15 protein-coding genes are annotated in these 24,243 nt (G+C 49.7%); 2 read left to right on the top strand and 13 right to left on the bottom strand.

Annotated features, from left to right (window positions below; genetic code table 11):
• Positions 1–15 precede the first annotated feature (15 nt).
• Positions 16–2,175, bottom strand: a complete 2,160-nt coding sequence (locus tag BLR73_RS10910; RefSeq protein WP_091861949.1) for an elongation factor G — start codon at positions 2,173–2,175, stop codon at positions 16–18.
• A gap of 127 nt (positions 2,176–2,302) precedes the next feature.
• On the opposite strand from BLR73_RS10910, the gene hemW reads away from it, so the two are divergent.
• The gene (gene hemW, locus BLR73_RS10905; protein WP_091861946.1) at positions 2,303–3,430 is read left to right on the top strand and encodes a radical SAM family heme chaperone HemW; all 1,128 of its coding nucleotides are present in this window, start codon (positions 2,303–2,305) and stop codon (positions 3,428–3,430) included.
• Here the strand turns inward: hemW and BLR73_RS10900 are convergent.
• From BLR73_RS10900 to BLR73_RS10850, 11 genes are all read right to left on the bottom strand, one after another.
• Positions 3,427–4,359 (bottom strand): hypothetical protein, encoded by a 933-nt coding sequence (locus BLR73_RS10900; protein ID WP_013064563.1) that lies wholly within the window; start codon positions 4,357–4,359, stop codon positions 3,427–3,429. The genes hemW and BLR73_RS10900 overlap by 4 nt on opposite strands.
• Positions 4,343–6,127 (bottom strand): peptidase U32 family protein, encoded by a 1,785-nt coding sequence (locus BLR73_RS10895; RefSeq protein ID WP_091861943.1) that lies wholly within the window; start codon positions 6,125–6,127, stop codon positions 4,343–4,345. The genes BLR73_RS10900 and BLR73_RS10895 overlap by 17 nt, the downstream gene beginning before the upstream one ends.
• Before the next feature lie 5 nt (positions 6,128–6,132).
• Complete coding sequence (metA, locus tag BLR73_RS10890; protein WP_013063445.1) at positions 6,133–7,050, bottom strand: homoserine O-acetyltransferase MetA; 918 nt, start codon at positions 7,048–7,050, stop codon at positions 6,133–6,135.
• A 21-nt stretch (positions 7,051–7,071) separates the two neighbouring features.
• Positions 7,072–7,815 carry a PP2C family protein-serine/threonine phosphatase gene (locus tag BLR73_RS10885; protein WP_041385603.1) on the bottom strand — a complete coding sequence of 248 codons (744 nt, stop codon included), beginning with the start codon at positions 7,813–7,815 and terminating at the stop codon, positions 7,072–7,074.
• A gap of 15 nt (positions 7,816–7,830) precedes the next feature.
• A complete protein-coding gene (locus BLR73_RS10880; RefSeq protein WP_074684058.1) occupies positions 7,831–8,613 on the bottom strand; it encodes an FHA domain-containing protein in 783 nt (260 codons plus the stop codon).
• A 6-nt stretch (positions 8,614–8,619) separates the two neighbouring features.
• A complete protein-coding gene (locus tag BLR73_RS10875) occupies positions 8,620–11,925 on the bottom strand; it encodes an AAA family ATPase (protein ID WP_084163169.1) in 3,306 nt (1,101 codons plus the stop codon).
• Positions 11,926–11,931: 6 nt separating this feature from the next.
• On the bottom strand, positions 11,932–15,384 hold the full coding sequence (locus BLR73_RS10870; protein WP_091861940.1) for a serine/threonine protein kinase: 3,453 nt from the start codon (positions 15,382–15,384) through the stop codon (positions 11,932–11,934).
• On the bottom strand, positions 15,384–16,307 hold the full coding sequence (locus BLR73_RS10865; protein WP_091861937.1) for a zinc ribbon domain-containing protein: 924 nt from the start codon (positions 16,305–16,307) through the stop codon (positions 15,384–15,386). Before BLR73_RS10865 ends, BLR73_RS10870 begins: the two co-directional genes overlap by 1 nt.
• 118 nt (positions 16,308–16,425) lie before the next feature.
• The gene (locus BLR73_RS10860; protein ID WP_091861935.1) at positions 16,426–18,459 is read right to left on the bottom strand and encodes a M13 family metallopeptidase; all 2,034 of its coding nucleotides are present in this window, start codon (positions 18,457–18,459) and stop codon (positions 16,426–16,428) included.
• Positions 18,460–18,472: 13 nt separating this feature from the next.
• Positions 18,473–20,461: an ABC-F family ATP-binding cassette domain-containing protein gene (locus tag BLR73_RS10855; protein ID WP_091861932.1), complete on the bottom strand. Its 1,989-nt coding sequence runs from the start codon at positions 20,459–20,461 to the stop codon at positions 18,473–18,475.
• Positions 20,458–21,075: a LolA-like protein gene (locus BLR73_RS10850; protein ID WP_176763675.1), complete on the bottom strand. Its 618-nt coding sequence runs from the start codon at positions 21,073–21,075 to the stop codon at positions 20,458–20,460. The genes BLR73_RS10855 and BLR73_RS10850 overlap by 4 nt, the downstream gene beginning before the upstream one ends.
• A 92-nt stretch (positions 21,076–21,167) precedes the next feature.
• Here BLR73_RS10850 and BLR73_RS10845 point away from each other — a divergent pair, with 92 nt between their 5' ends.
• A complete protein-coding gene (locus BLR73_RS10845; protein WP_091861926.1) occupies positions 21,168–23,363 on the top strand; it encodes a Tex family protein in 2,196 nt (731 codons plus the stop codon).
• A gap of 30 nt (positions 23,364–23,393) precedes the next feature.
• Here the strand turns inward: BLR73_RS10845 and BLR73_RS10840 are convergent, their stop codons facing one another.
• The gene (locus tag BLR73_RS10840; RefSeq protein WP_013063974.1) at positions 23,394–24,029 is read right to left on the bottom strand and encodes a cytidylate kinase-like family protein; all 636 of its coding nucleotides are present in this window, start codon (positions 24,027–24,029) and stop codon (positions 23,394–23,396) included.
• Positions 24,030–24,243 lie beyond the last annotated feature (214 nt).

Genomic DNA, 24,243 nt, shown 5'->3' with positions numbered 1-24,243 from the left:
AATAATAGGGGCGTATTAATCCTCGTCCTTCATCTCCTCCTCGTGCTGCTTGATCAGCGCCTGCTGGATATCGTTTGGCACGAGCTCGTAGCTTGAGAAGCTGGTAGAGAACGATGCACGACCACCGGTGATAGAACTGAGGGCGATAGAGTAGCTTGAGAGCTCCTTGAGAGGAATCTTAGCACTCAGCTTCTGATAGCCAGCCTCAGAATCCATACCCATGATGATGGCACGACGGCCCTGCAGGTCGCTCATTACATCACCCATGTAGTCGCCTGGTACGAGCACCTCGAGATCGTAGATAGGCTCGAGCACCTTTGGACCGGCCTCCTTGAAGGCAGCCGAGAAGGCGTTACGGGCAGCCAGCATGAACGAAAGCTCGTTAGAGTCAACTGGGTGCATCTTACCATCGTAAACAATCACGCGAACGTCGCGAGCATAAGAACCGGTGAGTGGGCCCTGCTCCATGCGCTCCATGATACCCTTAAGGATAGCAGGCATGAATCGCATATCGATAGCACCACCAACAACCGAGTTGATGAATACCAGCTTGCCGCCCCAGTCGAGGGCAATCTCTTCCTTACCCTTGATGTTCATCTTGAACTCCTGACCGTTGATCTTGAACGATGTAGGATCGGGCATGCCCTCGGTGTAAGGCTCTACAATCAGGTGTACCTCACCAAACTGTCCGGCACCACCCGACTGTTTCTTATGACGATAGTCGGCACGGGCCATCTTAGTGATAGTCTCACGATAAGGAATCTTTGGCTCGATATACTCGATCTGAATCTTCTCGTTGTTCTCCATACGCCACTTCAAGGTACGCAGGTGGAACTCACCCTGACCATGAACGATAATCTGGCGCAACTCCTTAGACTGCTCAACAACCCATGTAGGATCCTCCTGACGCATCTTCTGCAGAGCGGTCATCATCTTCTCGGTCTCGCTCTCGTTAACGGCCTTGATGGCACGAGAGAACTTAGAGTTAGGATACTTGATGAAGTTGAACTTATTCTCGACATCCTTACCATTCAGGGTGTTACCAGTCTTTACATCCTTGAGCTTAACGGTACAACCGATATCGCCAGCTACCAGCTGATCAACCTGAATACGGTTGGCACCGGCACAAGCGTAGATAGTACCTATGCGCTCCTTTGAACCACGATCGGCATTGGTAAAGTCGTCGCCGCTCTTAACGCTACCGCTCATTACCTTGAAGTAAGATACCTCGCCGATATGGGGCTCGACACCTGTCTTGAAGAAATAGAGTGATGCAGGTGCGCTGGCATCGGCAGGAACATCCTGACCGGCAGCATTCTGGATAACAGGCATATCGCTTACAAAAGGAACCACGTTACCCAAGAACTCCATCAAGCGGCGAACACCCATGTCCTTACCTGCACAAACGCAGAATACAGGGAAGATGCTGCGTGTTACCATACCCTTACGGATACCCTCACGCATCTCGTCCTCGCTCAGGTCCTCGCTCTCAAAGAACTTCTCCATCAGTGTATCGTCGCCAGCGGCAGCAGCCTCAACCAGCTTAGCCTTCATCTCCTTAGCCTTCTCCAACTGATCGGCTGGGATATCCTCGATGATAGGAGCACCACCCTCGGGTTTCCAAGAGTACTTCTTCATCAGGAGCACGTCGATAACAGCATTGAAGCCAGGACCTGTGGCGATAGGATACTGAACGGGCACACAGTTAGGACCGTAGATCTCCTTGAGCTGGTTGAGAATCTGATCGAAATCGCAGTTCTCGCGATCCAGCTGGTTTACCAGGAAGATAACGGGTTTCTTGAGTTTCTCGGTATTGCGGAAGGCATTCATCGTTCCTACCTCGGGGCCATACTGACCGTTGATAAGAATAACAGCCTGATCGGTTACGTTCATTGCAGTAATAGAACCACCTACGAAGTCATCAGAACCTGGGCAGTCGATGATGTTAAGCTTCTTGTTGTTCCATTCTACATGAAAAACAGTTGAGAACACCGAGTAGCCATATTCCTGCTCAACGGGGAAGTAATCGCTCATGGTGTTCTTACTCTCTACAGAACCGCGGCGCTTGATGATGCCAGCTTCGTAGACCATACTTTCGGCAAGAGTTGTCTTGCCGCTACCCGCACTGCCAATGAGTGCAATGTTTTTGATTTCGTTAGTTTGATATACTTTCATATCGTTTCAGTTTTAGGTGAATACTTATTTTATCGGGGACTAAATTAGTTATTTTTTGAGAAAACACCAAAACTTTCTTCCAAATTTTAAACTAAATTTGTAATTTTGCCGGCAAAATTCGAAAATAATGGCAGGTTTATACGTACATATTCCGTTTTGTAGCAGCCGATGTGTGTACTGCGGCTTCTATTCTACCACGGGGCTGGCGCTTCGCGAGCGCTATGTTGATGCCCTTTGCCAGGAGATAAAAATGAGAAGCCTACCCACAACCCCTCCCCAAAAGGAGGGGAGTTTAGGCACTATTTATCTTGGCGGCGGCACACCCAGTCAGCTTACCATTCCACAGTTGCGCCGGATTTTTGATGCCATCTATATATATAATAAGGTGGAAAACGATGCCGAAGTGACCATCGAGGTGAATCCGGATGACGTAACACCCGAATTGGCTGCTGCCCTGCAGCAGCTGCCCATCAACCGTGTGAGCATGGGCGCACAGACTTTTAACGATGAACGTCTGCATTTTCTGCGCCGCCGTCACTCGTCAGCACAGGTGCATCAGGCTGTAGCAACCTTGCGCCAAGCAGGATTCCAGAATATCAGCATCGACCTGATGTACGGCTTTCCCAACCAGACACTTGAAGAATGGCAGGCGGATATCGACGAGGCGCTGCAGCTGAACGTGGAGCATATCTCTACCTACTGCCTGATGTACGAAGAGGGCACCCCACTCTACCGATTGTTAGAGCAAGGCAAGGTGGCCGAGATTGACGAGGAGTTAGAGCGAAAGATGTACTTTACATTAATAAACAACTTGGAATCAGCCGGTTACGAACATTACGAAATATCCAATTTTGCCCGTCCGGGCTATCGTTCGCGCCATAACAGCAGCTACTGGAAGGGCATACCGTATATCGGTATCGGCGCCGCTGCCCACTCGTTCGACATCCAGACACGCAGCTGGAACGTGGCCGATATCCAGCAGTACATCACCGCCATGGAGCAAGGCGAGCGATGCTTTGAGGCTGAGACGCTGGACGAGGACACACGCTATAACGATGCCGTGACCGTGGCCCTGCGCACCTGCGAGGGATTAGACCTGAGCACGCTGACCGACCAGCAGCGTACCTACTGCCTGAAAAACGCCCAGCGCCATCTGGAGGCGGGATTGCTGAAACTCAACGACCAAAAAATATCGCTCACAAAAGAAGGACTCTTTGTAAGCGATATGATTATGAGCGACCTGATGCTGGTTTAAAGCTTCAGACGTTTGATGGCGAAATAGAAGTATGCTATCAGCAACGGATAGCCTACATAATACAAGGTAGTGATGCTGAACACCACATAGATAACAGCACAAACGGCTGCCAATCCTACCAGATACATGATGGCCTCGCCCAGGGGCAAACGGTGGTACACATCATCGACGGTTGCCAACGACCAGATGATGAGCGCCCATACCGACGAGATGAATACGCCCAGCCAGAACGGCAGCGCAAACGGATTGAGCGAGGGGTGATAATAGAAATGTCGCCAGGTTTCGGGGGCAAACAGCTGGATGCTACTATACAGCACAGCCGACGAGGCTATGAGCAGACAGAGCGCTGTGGGATAGAACGAGGCGATATCATTGAAATGCACAATCTTACAACCCTTACGCATCAGGCGGCGCAAACCATAAGCGGCACCCGTGAGCACGCAGAAAGCCATAAACACCAGCAGGTGCTTATCGGAGAAGTAATCGATGAACTGACTGATTGGGTCATCGGGCGACACCTTTGAGAGAAGCTCGTTTTCGTGTACCCATCCAAAAGTAAGCTGATCGCGCGCCACCTTTACCCACACAGAATCGATGGTATCGGTGGGTACCGTCTTGATATCGGCCACCACCACATGCTCGTTGCGGCGCAGGGTGATAGAATCCTTCTTCATCTCCTCGCCCATCGACTGCAGCTCGAACGTTACCACATCGGGCACCGACATATCCTCGGGCTGCTGCTTAACCACCACCAGCGAATCGCCCGTTACCACAAAATTGTAGTTCTGGGTGTAATGATGGGTGGTGTAGAACGAGATGGAGTCGAGCTGTTTCTCGGTCAGATCCCAGGCATCGGGCGTGATGGGGCCACGGTTATAGCAGCCACATAACAGGATGGAGACGAACAGGAGACTAACGAGTCGACGCATAGACGTTCATCTGACAATGTTGACAATCAAACTCAAGACGGAATCGGCGTCCATCGCCTAATACGAGAGAAAGCGGTTCGTGCCACGTGGGGCGTTTGCCGCCGCGCTTTACGCAGTAGCCCAACGAATAACGGATGCAATGACGGCACTGCATGATAGGTCCGTCGCCACCTTTCAGCTCATAGGCCGAAAGCTCATCGGTACCATAGAAGGCAGCCGACTGGCGGTTGGAGATATTATTCTGATAACTGAGCTTGTCTACACCTGGATTAGCCCCCACCTTGGCCTGCTTTACCTGGCGCTGGGGCTGTACAAGGGCCTCGACCAGCTGGCGGCGCATGTCGGTGAGCTGACTATTGGGGATGAAATAATTAAAATCGTCGGGTACGTTAACCTCCTGACACTCATAGATGGTATCGCCCAGCTTTGAGAGCTGACGAACCAGATTCTCACGAGGCGACTTCTGGGCTATCTGATGTTCGGCCGCAAAGTGTACCGTTACACCTTCGGCACTTAGCTCAAAGCCATCAGCCACAGCACGCAGGGCTATGCTTACAGGAATCTTACGGGTAGCGCTGGGCTTAGAGAGAATACGCTCGAACTCCTGATCGTTGTTACGATAGAGCGACATGCCTGGGCGCAAACCAGCAGGCATCTTAAAAGGATAGATGCGATTACCCACCACGCGGTTGGCACGAAAGCCTTCGAACTGGCGATCCTGATTCAGGAAGCACAAGCCGTCGCCGTTAGCAAAGCTGGCGGTACCGGCCACGTTAAAGCTATCGTGACGAATCTCCTTAACTTTACCCACAAACTCGCCCACCGCCTTTGGTGTATCGAACGAGGCGATATTAGGCTGGCGACCATTCATAAAGTAAGTGGTGTAGCCGCGGTTAAACGTACGATTGAGATTGGGCGTAAACGTGTATTCGCAACGGCCCTTTGACGCACGACAATACTGGTCGGCATGCTTACGGATATAGGCGTTAAGGCGCTCGCTATAAGCAGCGGTTACGTTCTTAACGTAAGTAACATCCTTGAGGCGGCCCTCGATCTTAAACGATACGGCACCCGCCTCGATGAGTTTATCCAGATTATCGCTCTGGTTCATATCCTTGAGCGAGAGCAGGTAACGCTCATGTTCTATCTCCTCGCCATCGGCATCGACCAACGAGAAACGCATACGACAGAACTGGGCGCACTCACCACGGTTGGCGCTACGCTGGAAACAATGCTGCGAGGCATAGCAGATGCCCGAATAGCTAACGCACAAGGCACCATGCACAAACACCTCGAGTTCGATATCAGACACCTCGCGATGAATCTCGGCAATCTCCTCGGCCGAGAGCTCACGCGCCAGAACGGCACGCGAAAAACCTACCTGCTTGAGCCAACGTACCTTGTCGGCTGTGCGGTTATCGGTCTGCGTAGAGGCGTGAATCTCGAAAGGCTTACCGTTCATAAACTGCAGCAAGCCCATATCCTGCACCAGGATGGCATCTACGCCTATCCCGGCCAGCTGATCAATCAGTTTCTGCGCCTCGTCGAGCTCATGATCGTAAACGATGGTGTTGAGCGTAACATAGATTTTGGCACCAAACTGATGAGCATAATCACAAAGTTGGCGAATATCGTCGATGCTGTTGCCTACGGCTGCACGGGCGCCAAACTTGGGCGCACCGATATAAACGGCATCGGCACCATGATCGATGGCAGCTATGCCGCAAGCCAAATTCTTGGCTGGAGCTAAAAGTTCTAATGCAGTCACTAAGCTTATTTAATTTCGTCGATATTATACGGTGTTTCCTGGTAAACGTAGTAGTTAATCCAGTTGTTGTACAGCAGGTTGGCATGTGCACGCCAGGTTACTACTGGGGCGTTGTCAGGATTATCATCGCGATAGTAATTCTTTGGCATATCCACATCGTCGCGGATACCACGATCACGCTTATACTCATTGTCGAGTGTGTTTGGCGCATACTCCAGGTGACCGGTAATGTAGAACTCACGACCGCCACGCGCCATCACCATGCTGACACCACTCTCGGGTGACTCGGCCAGCAACGTAAGCTCGGGGTTGGCCAGAATATCCTCGCGATGTATCTCGGTATGACGACTGTGAGGCATCATAAACACATCGTCGAACCCACGGAAGATGGGCAGTTTGGTATCCACGGGTGTTTGTGGGAAGATGCCGAACATCTTCTTTTCCAAGGGGTACTTGGGCACACCATAATGGTAATAAAGGCCAGCCTGAGCTGCCCAACATATATATAAGGTACTGGTGACGTGGGTTTTGGCCCAAGCAAAGATATCGGTAATCTCATCCCAGTAGGTTACATCTTCAAAGTCCATCGTCTCTACAGGCGCACCTGTGATAATCATACCATCAAACTTCTCGTTGCGCATCGACTCAAAGTCGCGATAGAACATCATCATGTGCTCAATCGGCGTGTTCTTAGGGGTATGACTCTTTAACTTCATAAAGTTAATCTCCATCTGCAATGGTGTGTTTGAAAGCAATCTAACAAGATCGGTCTCTGTGGTTATCTTCAGAGGCATCAGGTTCAGAATCACAATCTTCAGCGGACGGATATCCTGTGTTGTTGCCCGCGAGTTATCCATCACAAAGATATTCTCGTTCTTCAGAATATCAATAGCGGGCAGTCTGTCTGGTAATCTTAGTGGCATTTCTTATTTTTCCTCTCTTTTTTAGAATTGCAACACACAACACGACACGTTGTCCAAGCCTCCAGCGGCCACAGCGGCATCGCAGAGGGTGTTGGCGTCAGAACCTTCGGCAAGAAGTGTGTAGATAATGGAATCTGGCAACATATCGGTGAGTCCGTCGCTGCACAGCATGTAAACATCGCCCTCCTTGATATCATCGGTTATGTTCACAATATCGATAAACGAGCTTGTAGCACCACCACCGATACAGTTAGTGATAACGTTAGAATGCTGCGAAGAGCCGAGCATGTTGCTGAGCGAGTGATCGGATGTAAGCTGGGTAAGATCGCCATCGCGGAAACGATACAAGCGACTGTCACCACAGTTCAGCGTGTAGAACTGGCCCTCGTAGAAGGCCAAGCCTACCAATGTGGTACCCATGCCTTTATACTGCTCGTCGGAGCGACCCTTTGAATCGATGATGTTGTTGATGGAGTCTAACCAATCCTCAAACTTATCTTTGATGGATTCGGGTCTAAGACCTGTGGGCAGATCGTGAAAATAGAACTCCAGGTTATGCAGCGCATCACTGCTGGCCACATCACCACGATTATGTCCACCCATACCATCGGCCACAGCCATGATATAACGGTCGCTATTGGTCAAGTCTACGCGTGTGCTAAAAGCATCATTCCTCACGAAATGACTGCCAAGCAGCACCATGTCTTCGTTCTGACTACGCACGCAGCCTACTTTGCTGGCTGCTGTCATGTGTATTGTTATCATTGTTTTTAAATATTACTATCTAATTACTACTTGAAGGTTGACATTGGCAATCGACAGCACGTCGCCATTCTTTAACGGGTTCTCGGTCTCGGGCTGGATAGGAGCCTGATTAATCCTGGTACCGTTTGACGAGTTCATATCGATAACAAACCAACCTGCGCCTGACTTGTACTTGAGCTGGGCATGAATACCCGATACGTACGAATTCTGCTCGAAGAACTGAACGTACGGACCCTTACGGCGACCGATAATGGCACCGTTCATAGCTGTGATACGTATATTGAGACTTTCGTTAACCAACGTCATCATCGGCATGCTTGAACGACCGGCACCTGCCTGAGCAATAGAGATAGCAGGACCTACCGATATGCTGGCTGCAATGTTCTGCGCATTGGATGTGCGTGGTGATACAGGCTGCTGTTGTTGTGCTGGTGGTACATTTGCGGCGCGCGATACTGAGGCACTGGGTGTAACGCTGATGTTTACACCAGGGCGCACAGCAGCCCCTACCCCAGGATTACCAGCAGGACTACCCATTGGGTTACCCATAGGATTAGCCATCGGGTTGCCCATAGGATTAGCCATCGGGTTGCCCATAGGAGCGCCCATGGGATTTGCTCCGGCATTGGCTGCTGCCATGCTACCTGCAGGCAAAGCCATCATGCCGCCGCAACGTGTGCAACGACGTCCAAGCCCCACATGACCGCACTGCTTACAGAACAGCAACTGCTGTCCACATTGGTCGCAGTAATGTGAATCGTCTTCTATTTCTTCTTTACAAGCTGGACAAATAATCATATTTCGTTAAATATCTTCTGGTAGTATAATCTGATATGTTTCCTTTGTAACCTGATCGGCCGGCAGCGCTGATACGCGCTCCGACAGGTGCTGGATAGTAGAATCGAGCAGGTTGCGCATCTCGCGGGCATTACCCCACGACTCGGTCTTGGTAAGAACCATCTTATAGATCTTGTCGAGTGCCTTAAGCTCAGCCTCAGGCGTAAACTGGTACTGCTCCTTCTGGGCCATGTGCTTGTAAATAGCCAGCAGCTCATCAGGATCGTAGTCGTCGATGTGCAACTTGTGGGTGAATCGGCTGGCCAGTCCGGCGTTCATCATCATGAACTCCTCCATCTTATCCTTATAGCCTGCAGCGATAACCACAAACTTACCACGATCGTCCTCCATACGTTTCATCAGCGTGTCGATAGCCTCCTTGCCGTACATGTCGCCGCCATCGCTCAAGGTGTAAGCCTCGTCGATGAACAGGATACCGCCCATGGCCTTATCGCACATGCTGTTCACAATCTTAGGTGTTTCGCCCATGTACTTACCAACCAACGTAGCACGACTGGCCTCGATGACACGCGATGTGGGCAGTATGTCCATGGCCTGGAGTATCTCACCCATCTTGCGGGCAATAGATGTCTTACCTGTACCCGGATTACCCGTAAGCACAAAGTTCATCGACATCTGCTGAACACTGCCAGCACCCATAGCGGCACGCTGCTTCATGAACATGCTCTGTACGGCCAGACGACGGATAGAATCCTTGACTGAGCGCATACCAATGAACTCTTCGAGCTCGTTGAGCACCACATCGAGCGGACGTGCGGTCTCGCCCTGAGACAGGGGAAGATCGGCGGTGGTGAGCGCAAACATGTCGCTCTCCTTGAAGTCGGGACTGGTCATCTGCTTTACCAGACGCTGACTCTGGCGCTCTACAGCCTCGTTGAAGATGCGGCGTGCCTCACGGGCATTACCGAAGTTCTTATCGCGGCGCAGATAGAGCTGCTCGAACATACGGTGAATAGCCGCCTTGGTCTCCTCATCGACGGTGAAGTTCTTGCCGGATGCGAGGTGCAGGAAGATCTCCGTGAGCTCGTCGGGCGTATAGTCGTCGAAGTGGATGGTTTGTGTAAAGCGACTCTTCAAGCCTGGGTTGGTATCGATAAAGTCGTGCATCTGGTCGGTATAACCAGCCACGATACAGATAAACTTACCACGATCATCTTCCAAACGTTTCAGCAGCGTGTCGATAGCCTCAGCGCCAAAGCTGTCGCCATCGTTCGACTTCAGCGTGTAAGCCTCGTCGATAAACAGTACACCACCCATAGCCTGATCAACCAGCTGGTTGGTCTTGATGGCTGTCTGACCCGAGAAGCCTGCCACCAGTTTAGAGCGGTCGGCCTCAACCAGTTGTCCGCGGGCCACAACGCCCAGCGTCTTAAAGATATCGGCCATAATACGGGCTACGGTGGTTTTACCCGTACCAGGGTTACCGGTAAACACATAGTGCTTGCCTTGGAAGGTGTTGGTTTCGCCACGTGCAATCTGCAGGTTCAGGAAGGCTGCCAGGTTGGCAATCTCCTTCTTCACACCCGAGAGACCAACCAGACCGTCGAGTTTCTTCAGACAGTCGTCGACGCTTACGGTCTGTGGTGCATCGTATGGGATATCGTCGCGTACAATGGTCATGAGCTCCTCGTTGCTCATCGCAGAAATATTTGCACCCTGCAGGCGCTGTGCCTGTTTCTTGCAAATCTGGTCGAAGAGCGTACGCATGGTACGACCGTTGGCAAAGTCCTTGTCGCGCGAGTCGTACATCTCCTTGATCATCTTCTGAGTAAGTGCCTGTGCATCCGGCGAGAAGATATACTTCTTCTGCTTGGCAAATACCTGCATAATCTCGAACAGCTCGGCTGGCGAGTAGTCCTTGATATCGAGGAAATAATTGAAACGGCTGCGGAAACCAGGGTTCACACGGAACAGGTTCTCCATCTCCGTGCGATAACCAGCGGCAATCACGATAAACTGTCCGCGATCGTCCTCCATACGTTTCATCAGTTTCTCCAAAGCCTGTGCGCCCTGGGCATCACGATCGCCCGACGCACTCACAGGAGCCAAGGTGTAGGCCTCATCCACAAACAGGATACCGCCCTTGGCCTTATCGCAAAGGGCATCAACCACCTTAGGTGTTTCGCCCTGATACTGACTTACCATCTTGGCACGGTCGACCTCAACTACGTGACCGCTATCCAGATAGCCGATGGCTGCCAGAATCTCGCCCAACTTACGGGCAATGGTGGTTTTACCTGTACCAGGATTACCAGTAAGAATAATGTGCATCGACATTTTCTCCTGCTCGCCCAGTCCACGTTCGGCGCGCTGCATGGCGTTCTGTACCGAGTAGGCCATCTCTTTTACGGCGGCCTTAACCTCGTCCATACCAATGTAGCTGTCCAGATCGCGCAGGATATCCTCAACCGAGCGCTCCTCGGGTACATAACCCGTGATGTCGCTCAACTCTACCCTTGTGGCATTGGCGCCACGACTGATATACTGGGTAAAGATATTCTCGGCTGTTTTATGGGCCAGGTGTCCGTTACCAAAGGTCTCGTCCTTAATCTTAACCTGATATTTAAAGAAACGCAATAACTGTTTATCAGCTTCGGGCGAGAAATCCTGTATGCCATACTTCAACTGCAGGTTCAGCTTACATATCTCGGTAAGCTCCTGGAAGTTTGGCGTGGTCATACGGAAGGTATACTTGAAACGGTTGGCTACGGCTGGGTTGCTCTCCAAGAAGTCCTCCAAACCCTTCGAGAGTCCGGATATAATCACAATGGGGTTATCCTCCCATTTGTCCATCTCAACAAACAGCTTGTCGAGCGGGTTCACCTGGTTAGAGTATTTATCGGGCAAAAGCTTCTGCACATTGTCGAAGAACAATATACCATTCTTTGCTTTCTTGATATTTTCATCCCATTTGTCGACGAATCGCTGGTAATCTACGGCATCTACCATCATCAGCTGGGGTTTTTCGATGATCTTATGCTGATAGAAGTAATCGCGCAGAATCTCGGCCAGCGCCGTCTTACCCGTACCTGTATCACCAATCACAATGGCATTGAGCGAGATACGGGCTTTAGAGATATCCTTGCGAGAGCGCAGAAACGTATAGGTATCGACAATGGTTTTCAGCTGGTTCTTCACCTCGTCGAGGCCAACCAGCTTATCAAGCAAGTCAGTAGTAACAAGCTGCTGTCCGCACCACTTGCAGAACTTTGCTTTGCTTCTGTTTTCTTTATGACAATTCTGACAAACCATTTTATATTATGCGTCTCTATCTATTTTCTTAATAATACTTTTTGGGGCCTCCTTCATGTGACTGTTAGGATTGGCAATGTTCAGCATCGATGGGCTGAAAACCACAAACGATACCACGAATACCAGCATCAGCAGGCTCCACAGCACGTAGTGAAGCACACTCTCGCCCGTGATAGAGCGAACCTGATCGGTAACATCGTTAAGCAAACCGAACTTAGAGCCTTTAAACTTGTACGAACGGGCCTTGAAGGTGTAGTACAACGGTTCTATCAAGTTCGATTTCATATCGTTTTCGAGCACCTCGGATATCAGTCGGCTGTCGGCCTTCTCATTACCACGGAAATCTGTGAGGTGACAAACCAGCATGTAGATAAGCGTGATTACGATAATGGCGATATTAAACAGCATGGGGTGCGATGCGCCAATATACTTTAATATAATAATAGGTATAAAGCACGTAAACGCGCCCACCAGTCCCCACAGGAACGAGAACATAAAGTCGTAGCCCTTGAAGAACGAGCGGGTGGCCACAATCATACCAGTCATTCCACCCAGAGGCAGACCGATACTGATAAAGGTATGCGTGAGGATATACTCAGGATTGGTAACGCCGAATATCAGCACGAATACCAACCAGATACCGCTCAGGGTGTAGAAGGCTGTACGCCAGATCTTCTCCTTGGTCTTGGCGCGCTTCCAACTGTCTTTTACAAAGGCCACACGGCGCTGGGTTTCGTCGCGGGCATCGATAAAGCGCTTATAATAACGCTGCGAAGGATCGATTTTTCCCATTGCCATCAACCAGTCCTCAACGGCATGCTCGTACGAGTACTCTACCGTAAAGTCGGCATTGGGGTCTTCGTGATAGAACACCGACATCCACTGCCCCATCGAGCCGTTGCGGATTTCGTTGCGGAACACCTGCAACTTCTTTGCCTGCAGGTTACGGCCGTCGGCGTACTCAATACCGTCGCCCATCATATAGGTAGGTGTAACGCCCAAGATACGACAGAAGCGGTAAACGGCCGTCTTCACATCGTAAGCGCCCATACGTTCGGTATTCTCCTCGCTCTTAAAGTCGAAGCAGCGCTTATGCTCGTTGTACATCTCGGTCCAGCCGTGCAGCTGGGCATAGTAAGCAAAACGACCGTCAAGTTCAGTAAAGTCCTTCATCTCCTCCTCGAACTCCTTCTCAGGAAGGTTCTGTGCCTTATGCAAACGCTCGTTGAGCAGTTCGCCCACCTGTATGGGAGTAAAGGCGCCGGCCAGATCATAAGCCGATTCGCGATTCAGGTTATAAAGAACCTTATAAGCCAAGTTTCGTGAGTAAGGCTGATCCAGCGTCATGATGCGCAGACTCTCGCACGCCATCTGGTCCTCGTGACTGTACATCCAGGCCAGCAGACGTCCGTCGGTCAGACTATGCCACTCGTCTTCGGTTATATCTTCATGACCAAAGGCGCTAACAATATCGTTAATTGCAGCCGATGGATGCTTTACCATAAATGGTATCTCAGGATCAACCTCGAGCACTATCTTCATGATAGCCACACGTACCTGCTCCTTATTGTTATGGTCTACTTCCTTAAAGTAAGAACGCAAACGATCAACATCGCAGCTGGTGTGGGTTTCCACATAAAGGTAGAAGTTATCGTTCGGGGCAGCCAACGATATGGCATACTCGTCCTGATTACTCAGCAGCGAGATACATACCGCATGGATATCCTCGCAGTTGGTTCCACGCACATCCTTATACGGATAGGCAGGGTCCATAGCGTACAGCGATGCCATCAAACCAGCACGCTGATCGATAGGATATTTCTTGGAAATGATATCTTTAACAATGGTGCTCAGCTTGTTGTTACCACAAGCGTCCAACCACTGGGTGATACGTCCGTTATACAGATAACCGATAGCCAAGCGCTCGTTGGCCAGCAGCATGGGCACCAGTTCCTGTACGTTCTCGGCCACCAGGTTACGCTCTGGATCGACAACGAAACTCTGGTACTTCAGGAATGGTGACGACAGGTCGACCTTCGGGCTCTCGCCTAAGAACCACTGCTCTACCTGCTCATAACCCCAACGGTTGATGGGGTTAACCACCGTAAGACCCATTACCAGCAACTTGATACGCTCTGGTAACTCGTTCATGCGTGGTATGCGACCCTCGTTCTTCTGGCGCATCATCACACGTTCGTTGGTACTCATCGGACTCTCGCCTAACCACAGCGTCATCAAACTGATACCCAAAGAGTAGTAGTCGGCCTTTGGCGAAATCTCTACCACACCATCAATTACGTCGGCATACATTTCGGGTGCCGCATAGATTGGGGTACGGGCCTGTGTGGTTTTATGCGACTTACCGTCTTCCTCCAGCATACTCGAAATACCAAAGTCGCCCAGAACCAGTTGGTTATGGTCCTTATCACGGAAGAAGAAGTTGCCTGGTTTGATATCCTTGTGCAGAATTCTGAGCTGATGACAGTAAGCCAAGGCTGCAGCACTCTGAAGAGCTATACGACGGAACTTGTTTATATCGCCTTCCAGATTGAACTCGGCCATCGAGCCACCCTGCAGGTACTCCATCAACTCGTAGTAACGGTGCTTACCATCCACATAGGTCTTACCAAAGTCGTACACCTTTACTACCATCTCAAAGTCGAAGTTCAGAACCGTCTGCAATATCTTACGGTTCACATCGAAATTGGGATAGTACACTTTCAGTACATATTCCTTGTTGTCTTTCTCAACCAGGAAAACCTCGGCCTCACCTGTATTCTCGCTCAGTACTGATACACGACGATACTCCTGCCCTTTCAGCGTGTAGATATTCTCATCAATCAGGTTACGTTGCAGGCGCTGTTTCTTGGCACGGTCGGTATTACTGGCCGACGAGATAATCGAGATGTTGACGTTGGGACGAACTTGAGCCTGAGCCTGTACTTGAGGCTGGGGCTGAGCACCACGAACGGTACTACCCATTGATGGTGCTGCAGGTTTAGGTGCTGCAGGCTGTGGGGTAACGGGCTGTGGTGCAATGGGCTGGTTGATACCAGGGGCACGAACGGTGCCATCCAAAGCCTTGGGAGCAGCTGGACGTGGCGCAGCAGATTGTGGTGTAATCGGCTGATTAAGGCCGGGTGCACGCACAGTACCATCCAATGCTTTAGGAGCAGCTGGACGAGGTGCTGCAGGACGAGGCGCTGCAGGTCGTGGTGTAATAGGCTGATTAAGGCCAGGTGCACGCACGGTACCGTCAAGTGGTTTAGGAGCAGCAGGCTTGGGGGCTTCCATCTTCGGCATATCAATGCGGATGGTGCCATCAAGCGGTTTGTCGGGCTCCTCACCCTTTGAAGGAGTATTCTGTGGGAAATCAAAGTTGGTTGCACGTACGGTCTTATCTACGTTCACCTCTTCGTTTCCGTTTACTTTATTTTGTGGAGTTCGATCCGTACTCATTAGATATCGTCTTTAATTTCTTTTCTTGTTCCCTTACCAAGTATAATCCATTTTCCGCCCATCTGCGGCTTGGCACATCCGCATGGACTTGAGTGGAGGGCGTGCTTAAAGTTGCACTGCCAAGCCAGACGTACACCCTGAGGCTTGCAGGCCATAGCATAGTTACGCACCTGAGCAGGCTTTTCCTGAGGCAGCTGTGCCATCTGGTCTAACAGTCGCGACAGCATATCCATACGTTCCTGCTTCTTCTTGTCGTATTCGTCTTTACTCATCACCTTATGGTCGGCCAGGTTGGCATCTACACGATCCAAACCACGATCCTGAGCCAACAGCATGAGTACGCGCTGGCGCAGCTCCTGACTCTTACGGTCACGCTCCTTATCCTGCTCGGTAACATAAGGCATCTGCAAATCCAACTTCTGCAACTCCTCGGCCAGTTTCTGCATCTGCTGGTACTCAGGCATCTCCATCACTTTCTCCTTCATCAGACGGGCCTCTTCGGTAAGGGCTGTACCACACTGCTTGCAGAACGAGAAATCATTATGGGTTCCACAAACAGGACAATCGATACCACCCACCGGATTACCGCACTCAGGGCAGTAGGCCTCGGCACCATGCAGATAGGCGCCGCAGAATGAGCACACGTCCTTACGGATATAGTGACGGCAACTTTCGCAGAAGTCGGCGTCGGCATCGACAGCTGCCCCACAATAGGGACAGGTGGCCATACCGATAGGCTCGCCGCACGAGGCACAGAAAAGTGCTTCGGCTTCGTTGAATGCGCCACAATGAGGACATTGGATACCATTAGCCGTATTGGCCTGCATGGCTTGCTGATACTGAGGTTGCTGTGCAGAGTGCTCACGATAAAGCGGCTCGGCACCTCGGCTTATTCGATCTGGGTTTTGTGTAATATCGTTCATCGTTGTTGGAATTTTAACTTAAGTTAGGTGCAAAGTTAAATAAAAAAATGAATCAAACAAAAAAAACCGCCGTAAATTTACATTTACGACGGCAAAAATCTATATTTTTTGATGTATTTTACCACAATTCGAGGCGTTCCTGCTTAGGAATAAACATCTTGTCGCCCTCTTTTACGCCAAAGGCCTCGTACCAAGCGTCGATGTGAGGCAGAGCGCCATTTACACGCCAACGACCCAGTGAGTGAGGATCGCTCTTGGTACGGTTGCGGATTTCAGCCTCAGTAATGTTACCAGCCCATACACCTGCGTAAGCGTGGAAGAAACGCTGATCGGCTGTCAGACCGTTCTTCTCGCCAAGAGGATTGCGCTTGGTAGCGTTCTTATAAGCAGTCCATGCTACCTGCAGACCACCGTGGTCGGCCAGGTTCTCACCCAGTGTCAGACGACCGTTACCATTCAGGTCGGGAAGCACCTTGATAGCGCTGAAGAAATCGGCATACTTATCAGTACGCCCTGTAAAGTTCTTTCCATCAGCATCCTTCCACCAGTCGTGCATATTTCCATCCTTATCAAACTGACGACCCTGATCATCAAATCCGTGAGTCATCTCATGACCGATTACTACACCGATAGCACCATAGTTAAAGGCATCATCAGCAGTCATATCAAAGAAGGGATACTGCAGAATACCTGCGGGGAAGCAAATCTCGTTGGTTGTTGGATTATAGTAAGCATTCACAGTCTGTGGTGTCATGTGCCAATCGTCGCGATCCACGGGCTTACCTACTGTATGCTCAATGTTGTGAGCATTCCAGAACTTAGCGCAAGCCTGCATGTTATCGTAAAAAGATTTAGCAGGATCAATCTCCAGCTTAGAGAGGTCGGTCCACTTATCAGGATAACCCACCTTTACATAGAATGTATTCAACTTCAGCAGGGCATTAACCTTAGTACTGTCGTCCATCCAATCCTGGGCAGCAATACGCTCACCAAGAGCAATCTGCAGGTTCTTAATCAGAGTCAGCATACGCTGCTTAGCAGCCTCGGGGAAGTACTTCTCGGCATAAATCTTACCAAGAGCCTCACCCATCACACGCTCAACCTGACCAGTGCTACGCTTCCACAGAGGATGATTCTCCTTGCGACCAGCCTTAATCTTACCATAGAAATCAAAGCTCTCAGCTGCAGCAGCATCGTTCAGATAGTTAGCCGAACCCTCAACAAGGCTCCACTCCAGCACGTCACGATACTCAGCAGGCTTCAGGGCACCTACTACCCTATTAGCGCCTTCCAGGAAGTCGGGCTGACCAACAACCATCTCCTGCAGGAACTTAGTGTCGATGCCCTTAGCGTTCATCACCTTAACCAAAGGCAGGTTAGGATACTTAGCCTCGAACTCCTTCAGAGTCATCTTGTTGTAGTTAGCCTCAGGATCGCGCAGCTCGGTACGACTCTTACTAACCTTAGCAAGTGCAGTCTCAACCTTCATAACGTTCTGCATCTTCTTGGTAGCAGCGCTCTTACTGAAACCAAACAGCTGGAACATTTTTACCACGTGCTTCTTGAAAGCCTCGCGAATACCGGCTGTAGCCTTATCGTTATCCAGGTAGTACTCCTTCTGACCGAGTGTCAGGCCACTCTGATAAATACTCAGAATGTTCTGCGTGGCGTTCTTCTCGTCGGCACCGAAGCCTGCATAGAAGAACTCCTGCTCGCCATAAGGAGCCTGCTCAAGCTGGATAGCCAGCAACTGCTTAACACTTTTAGCAGCCTCAAGTTTCTTAATAAGTGGCATAACAGGAGCCACACCTTCCTTATTACGACGTGTAGAGTCCATAGCCAACTTATAAAGATCGCTCAGTTTCTGCTCGATAGTACCCTTAGCATAAGTGTTGCTCTGCAGCTCCTTCAGGATACCGTTAATGCGCTTGTCGTTGTCTTCCTGCAAACGGTCGAAACTACCATAGCGCGAATAAGCTGCTGGCAGTGGGTTGTTCTTCATCCAACCACCACAGGCATACTCATAGAAGTCGTCACCCGGACGCACATTCTTGTTAAAGTCGGCCTCGTTCAAGCCTGATCCCAGCTCAGTCTGAGCCATCATCATCATTGAGACAGATGCCATTGTCATCATTGTTAAAAATCTTTTCATTGTTTTTTAGAGTTTATTGTGTTAATGATTCTAATTCTTCGCTTGCTTTCTCCCAACGCTCCACCTCTTCATCCAAGTCACGCTTAATGTCGGTGTACTCGGTTACCATCGTCATATCCGAAGCGTTTTCAGACTGCATCAGCAGCTCGTCCAGTTCCTTCAGGCGCTGCTCCAGCTGCTCAATCTTGGCTTCATGCTGCTTAACAGCCTTTTCCAAACGGTTCTTACGTTTCTGAAGTTCCTTGTGCTCGGCATAGCTCAGGGTTTTCTGAAGCACAGCCTCACCCTCAGGGGTAACCGATGGCGATGCACTCGATGTTGTAGTTGCAGCAGCTTTGGTGGCAGCCTTGGGAGCTGCCATCATCTGCGGCTGCGAACCCAACTGATTAAGGTCGTTAATCTTTTTTGTTCTCAGGAAGTCGTAGATACCGCCCAAATGTTCGCGTACCTTACCACCTCCAAACTCATAGACTTTGGTTACCAGTCCATCCAGGAACTCACGGTCGTGGCTCACAATGATAGCTGTACCGTCGAAGGCTTTAATGGCCTCTTTCAGTACATCCTTCGAAGGCATATCCAAGTGGTTGGTAGGCTCGTCGAGAATCAACAGGTTTACAGGCTCCAGCAGCAAACGGATCATTGCCAGTCGACTACGCTCACCACCACTCAGCACTTTCACCTTCTTATCACTCTCCTCACCGCCAAACATAAAGGCACCCAGGATATCATTAATCTTCAAGCGGACCTCGCCCTTTGCCACATAGTCGATGGTCTGGAACACAGTCAGGTTCTCATCCAGCAACTGCGCCTGATTCTGGGCAAAATAGCCTATCTGGATATTATGACCAACCTTCAGGTTACCTGTAAAGGGGATTTCGCCCATAATACATTTCACAAGTGTTGATTTACCTTCACCGTTCTTACCCACAAAGGCCACTTTCTCACCGCGCTTGATAGTAAGCGACACATGGTCGAATACTGTATGCGCACCATAATCCTTGCGTACCTCGTCGCAGATCACAGGATAATCACCACTTCGCAAACAGGGAGGGAACTTCAGGTGCATGGCCGAATTATCTACCTCGTCAATTTCGATGGGCACAATTTTCTCCAGCTGTTTTACTTTCTGCTGCACCTGTACAGCCTTGGTAGCCTGATAACGGAAGCGCTCTATAAACGCCTTCATCTCAGCCACTTCCTTCTGCTGGTTCTCGTAAGCCCTTAACTGCTGTTCGCGACGTTCCTTACGCAAAACTACGTACTCATCGTACTTCACCTTATAGTCGATTACCTTACCACACGATATCTCGAGCGTACGGTTCGACACATTATTAATAAAGGCACGGTCGTGACTTACTAGCACTACAGCACTCGAGCTCTGCGCCAAGAACTGCTCCAGCCACTGGATTGATTCAATATCCAGATGGTTGGTAGGCTCGTCGAGGAGCAATACATCGGGTTTCTGCAACAAGATTTTGGCCAGCTCGATACGCATACGCCAACCACCCGAGAACTCAGATGTGGGACGCTCGAAATCACTACGCTCAAAGCCCAGACCGGTGAGCGTACGCTCTATCTCGGCTTCATAGTTCTCAGCACCCATCATCATATAGCGCTCGTGCTCGGTAGTATATTTCTCAATCAGCTGCATGTAGCTCTCGCTCTCGTAATCGGTACGTTCAGCAAGCTCCTGATTCATCTTATCCAGGCGCTCCTTCATACGAGTGTTATCAGCAAAAGCTTTCTGTGCTTCTTCACGAACGGTGGTATCGTCCTGCAAAATCATGACCTGTGGCAGGTAGCCCACCTTTGTATCGTTAGGCACACTAACAGTGCCTGCGGTAGGTTTCTGCTGTCCACACAGTATTTTGAGCATGGTAGATTTACCAGCTCCATTTTTGCCCACAAGGGCTATGCGGTCCTTGTCGTTAATGACGAAACTGGCGCCATCAAACAAGGGTTTTACGCCAAATTCAACTTTCAGTCCTTCTACTGATATCATCGCTTGTCAACAAATTTATAATCCTTAAACTGCTCTTTGGGGAAACGCAGCATCTCATCGGTTATGCCTCCGCTCTGAAAGTCGCTAATCTTAATGGTAGTCCATATAAAAGCGATTTTAATGCGTACGCTTATCGGGTGATAGGTTTTACGCTCCAGCAAGGCGTGTATCTCCTTCATACCTTTGCGCCCCTTGATGAGCTTCAACGTTATCAGCAGTCCGTTGTCGGCCTCGGCTATACTATAGTTATAGTTCTCAGGCTCAAACTTAAACTTCTGCGAGTACTTATCACTCTTATTATTCTTGGCTGTGTGCAACTCCACCTCGCGTTTCTTTTTCTTAAAGGTGTACACATATTTGCCATCATTCCACGAGGTCATTCTCGCTTCATCGAACTTACTCTTCTTGCCTTTGTACCAGATGGTGCCTCGGGTTTTATAAATGCCAGTAATATTCACATCGTAGTGCAACGTAGCGCCCTGTTCACCAAACACCTGCTGGTAGGCATTGTTAAAAATGCGGCGTGCCTGTCGGCTGTTGGCGTTATCTTGTGCTTGCACGCTGCAAATGGTGCCAATCAGCATGATTACCGCTAAAATTATCCCTTTTCTCATTAATCTTTTCATTTTCGAACTGCAAAAATACACATTTCTCACGATTTATCACTATATTTGCACACAAATTAACGTAATTACTACTTATATTTATGCAAAAGAACGTTTTTTCCTGTCAAATTGCCACACAATTAGGCATCAGTCAGAAGTTCGTTGAAGCCACGTTAGCTTTGCTCGACGAGGGCTGCACCATACCCTTTATTGCCCGATACCGCAAAGAGCGTACAGGCGGACTGGATGAGGTACAGATAGCTGCTATCAGCGACCGTTACGAGAAGCTGCTCGATATACAGAAACGCAAGGAAACAGTTATCAAAACCATCACCGACCTTGATAAGATGACACCCGAACTCCAAGAGCGCATTAATCAGTGCTGGGATGCCACCGAAATCGAGGATATCTACCTACCCTACAAGCCTAAACGTCGCACCCGCGCACAAGTGGCCCGTGAACAAGGGCTGGAGCCACTGGCTCTGCTGCTGATGAAACAACGCGAGCGTGATCCAGAAGCAGCTGCAGCCAAGTTTGCAAAGGGCGATGTGGACAGCGTAGAAAGCGCCATCAAAGGGGCTCAGGACATTATTGCCGAGGTGGTAAGCGAAAACGAGAAATCACGCCAACAGCTACGTAATGCCTTTACCCGCCAAGCTGTTATCACCTCTAAAGTGGTAAAAGCCAAGGCCAATAGCGACGAAGCAGCCAAATATAGCGACTATTTTGACTGGAGCGAACCACTAAAACGTTGTTCGTCCCACCGTCTGCTGGCCATGCGCCGAGGCGAATCAGAGGGTATCTTACGCATCAGTATTTCGCCCAACGATGATGAAGCCCTTGAGCGCCTGAAGCACCACTATGTTTATGGTAACACCCCATGCGGCCGCTTGGTAGCCGAGGCTATCGACGATGGTTACAAACGTTTGTTGAAACCAGCTATCGAAACCGAGTTTGCCGCACAAAGTAAAGAAAAGGCCGATGAAGAAGCTATCCACGTATTTGCCGAAAATCTACGCCAACTGTTGTTAGGCGCCCCGTTAGGTCAGAAGCGCGTATTGGGTATCGACCCAGGTTTTCGTACTGGTTGCAAAGTAGTATGCTTAGATGCCCAAGGCAACCTGCTGCACCACGATGTGATTATGCCCCACCCACCTGTAAACAAACGTACTGAGGCCGCTATCACCCTGCAGCGCCTGATTCAGAAATTTCAGATAGAAGCCATCTCTATTGGTAATGGTACCGCCAGTCGCGAAACAGATAGTTTTGTAAAAGATGTACTCGCTGGTAAATACAATGTTGCAGCAGATTCAAAATCTTCCAAAGCGAAAGCTGATGACAAAAATGCTCCCACCCCACAGGTCTTTGTTGTTTCCGAAGCTGGTGCCTCAGTTTATTCTGCCTCGAAAGTGGCTCGCGATGAATTCCCCAATGAGGATGTAACCGTTCGTGGTGCCGTTTCTATTGGTCGACGACTGATGGATCCACTGGCCGAACTGGTAAAAATCGATCCTAAGAGCATCGGTGTAGGCCAATATCAGCACGATGTAGATCAGACTAAGCTGAAGCATTCTCTCGACCAAACCGTAGAGAGTTGCGTAAACCTGGTAGGCGTAGATTTAAACACAGCCTCGCAGCACCTGTTGATGTACGTGAGTGGACTGGGTGCCACACTGGCCAAAAACATTATTGACTATCGCCGCGAACATGGTGCTTTTACCTCGCGTGCCCAGCTTCTTAAAGTTCCCCGATTGGGTCCCTCTGCTTATCAGCAGTGTGCTGGATTCCTGCGTATCCACAACGCCAAGAACCCGCTTGACGGCACCGCTGTACACCCTGAGAGTTATCCTATTGTGCAGCAAATGGCCAAAGATCAGGGCTGCACCGTAGCCGACCTTATTCATAACAAGGAAAAGCGCGAAGCTCTGGAGTTGCCCCGCTACGTAACAGCCGATGTGGGTATGCCTACACTTACCGATATTATAGCCGAACTAGAAAAGCCTGGGCGCGACCCACGCCAGCAGCTTGAGGCTTTCGAATTTGACAAGAACGTTAATACCATCGACGATTTGGTTGAGGGCATGGTGCTACCCGGTATTGTTACCAACATCACCAACTTTGGAGCCTTTGTAGATATTGGTGTGCATCACGACGGTTTGGTACACATCTCGCAAATGGCCAACCGCCGTATTGCTCACCCACTCGACGTGGTTAAGCTTCACCAGCACGTACAAGTACGCGTAACCGAGGTTGATCACCGTCGTCAGCGCATCTCTCTGTCCATGAAAGGCCTATAGCCCATGGCACCAGTATTGAGGCAATGATAGCTACTTACTGGTACGATTGATATAATCCAAGATGATGTCAACGGCATCATCTTCGGTCAGACCGTCCATCGAAATAACGAGCTGATAGTTACGGGTATCATAGCGCGACGTATCCTCGAACTTCTTGATGTAAGTTTCACGACTGGCATCAAGCTGGGCTATAATGTTGCGTGCCTCCTGCTCGTTGACATTCTGGCGACGCATAATGCGCTGGATACGATGGGCGGTCGAGGCTTGAATGAAAACGTTGATACGGTTAGGATGGTCACGGAAGACCATAAAGCCCGTACGACCTGCCACCACGCACGATGTCTGCTCGGCTAACTCAAGCAGAATACGTTTCTCGGTTTCGAAAAGACTGGCATTATCAAGCTTCACCTCAGCTTCCATAGGCAAAGAGGCACTATTTACCAATGTATTATAATAGGTGGTAATCTCATTCCACCATGTCTTCTTCTGTGCCTTAATCTCCTCAATCTTTTCAACAGAGAGACCAAAACGCTGAGTCAGTCCGTTGATAACAGACTTATCACAATATTTCACACCGAGCTTTTCAGCCAGTTTACGGCCTACGGTACGTCCACCACTTCCTACTTCTCGATTAATAGTAATTACAAATTTCTCGTTCTTATTCATATTGGTAATTTTTAATAACTGCGACAAAATTACATGTTTTTGGTGATATAAACAAGAAATAATTGTATTTTTTATTATTTCTGCTCTCAGAATCCGACTATTTTTTTGTAAAAAAAACAATAAAAATTTGGCTATTTTCCTAAAAAAACGTACCTTTGTTGCCAACATCGCTCCTAAAACAAAATTGGAATGAATAAAAAGTAAAAGGAAGAAT

The organism is Prevotella sp. khp1, assembly GCF_900102205.1.
In the GTDB taxonomy this organism is placed as follows: domain Bacteria; phylum Bacteroidota; class Bacteroidia; order Bacteroidales; family Bacteroidaceae; genus Prevotella; species Prevotella ruminicola.
Note: the sequence above shows the minus strand (reverse complement) of the source record. Positions and strands in the feature narration are given on the sequence as shown.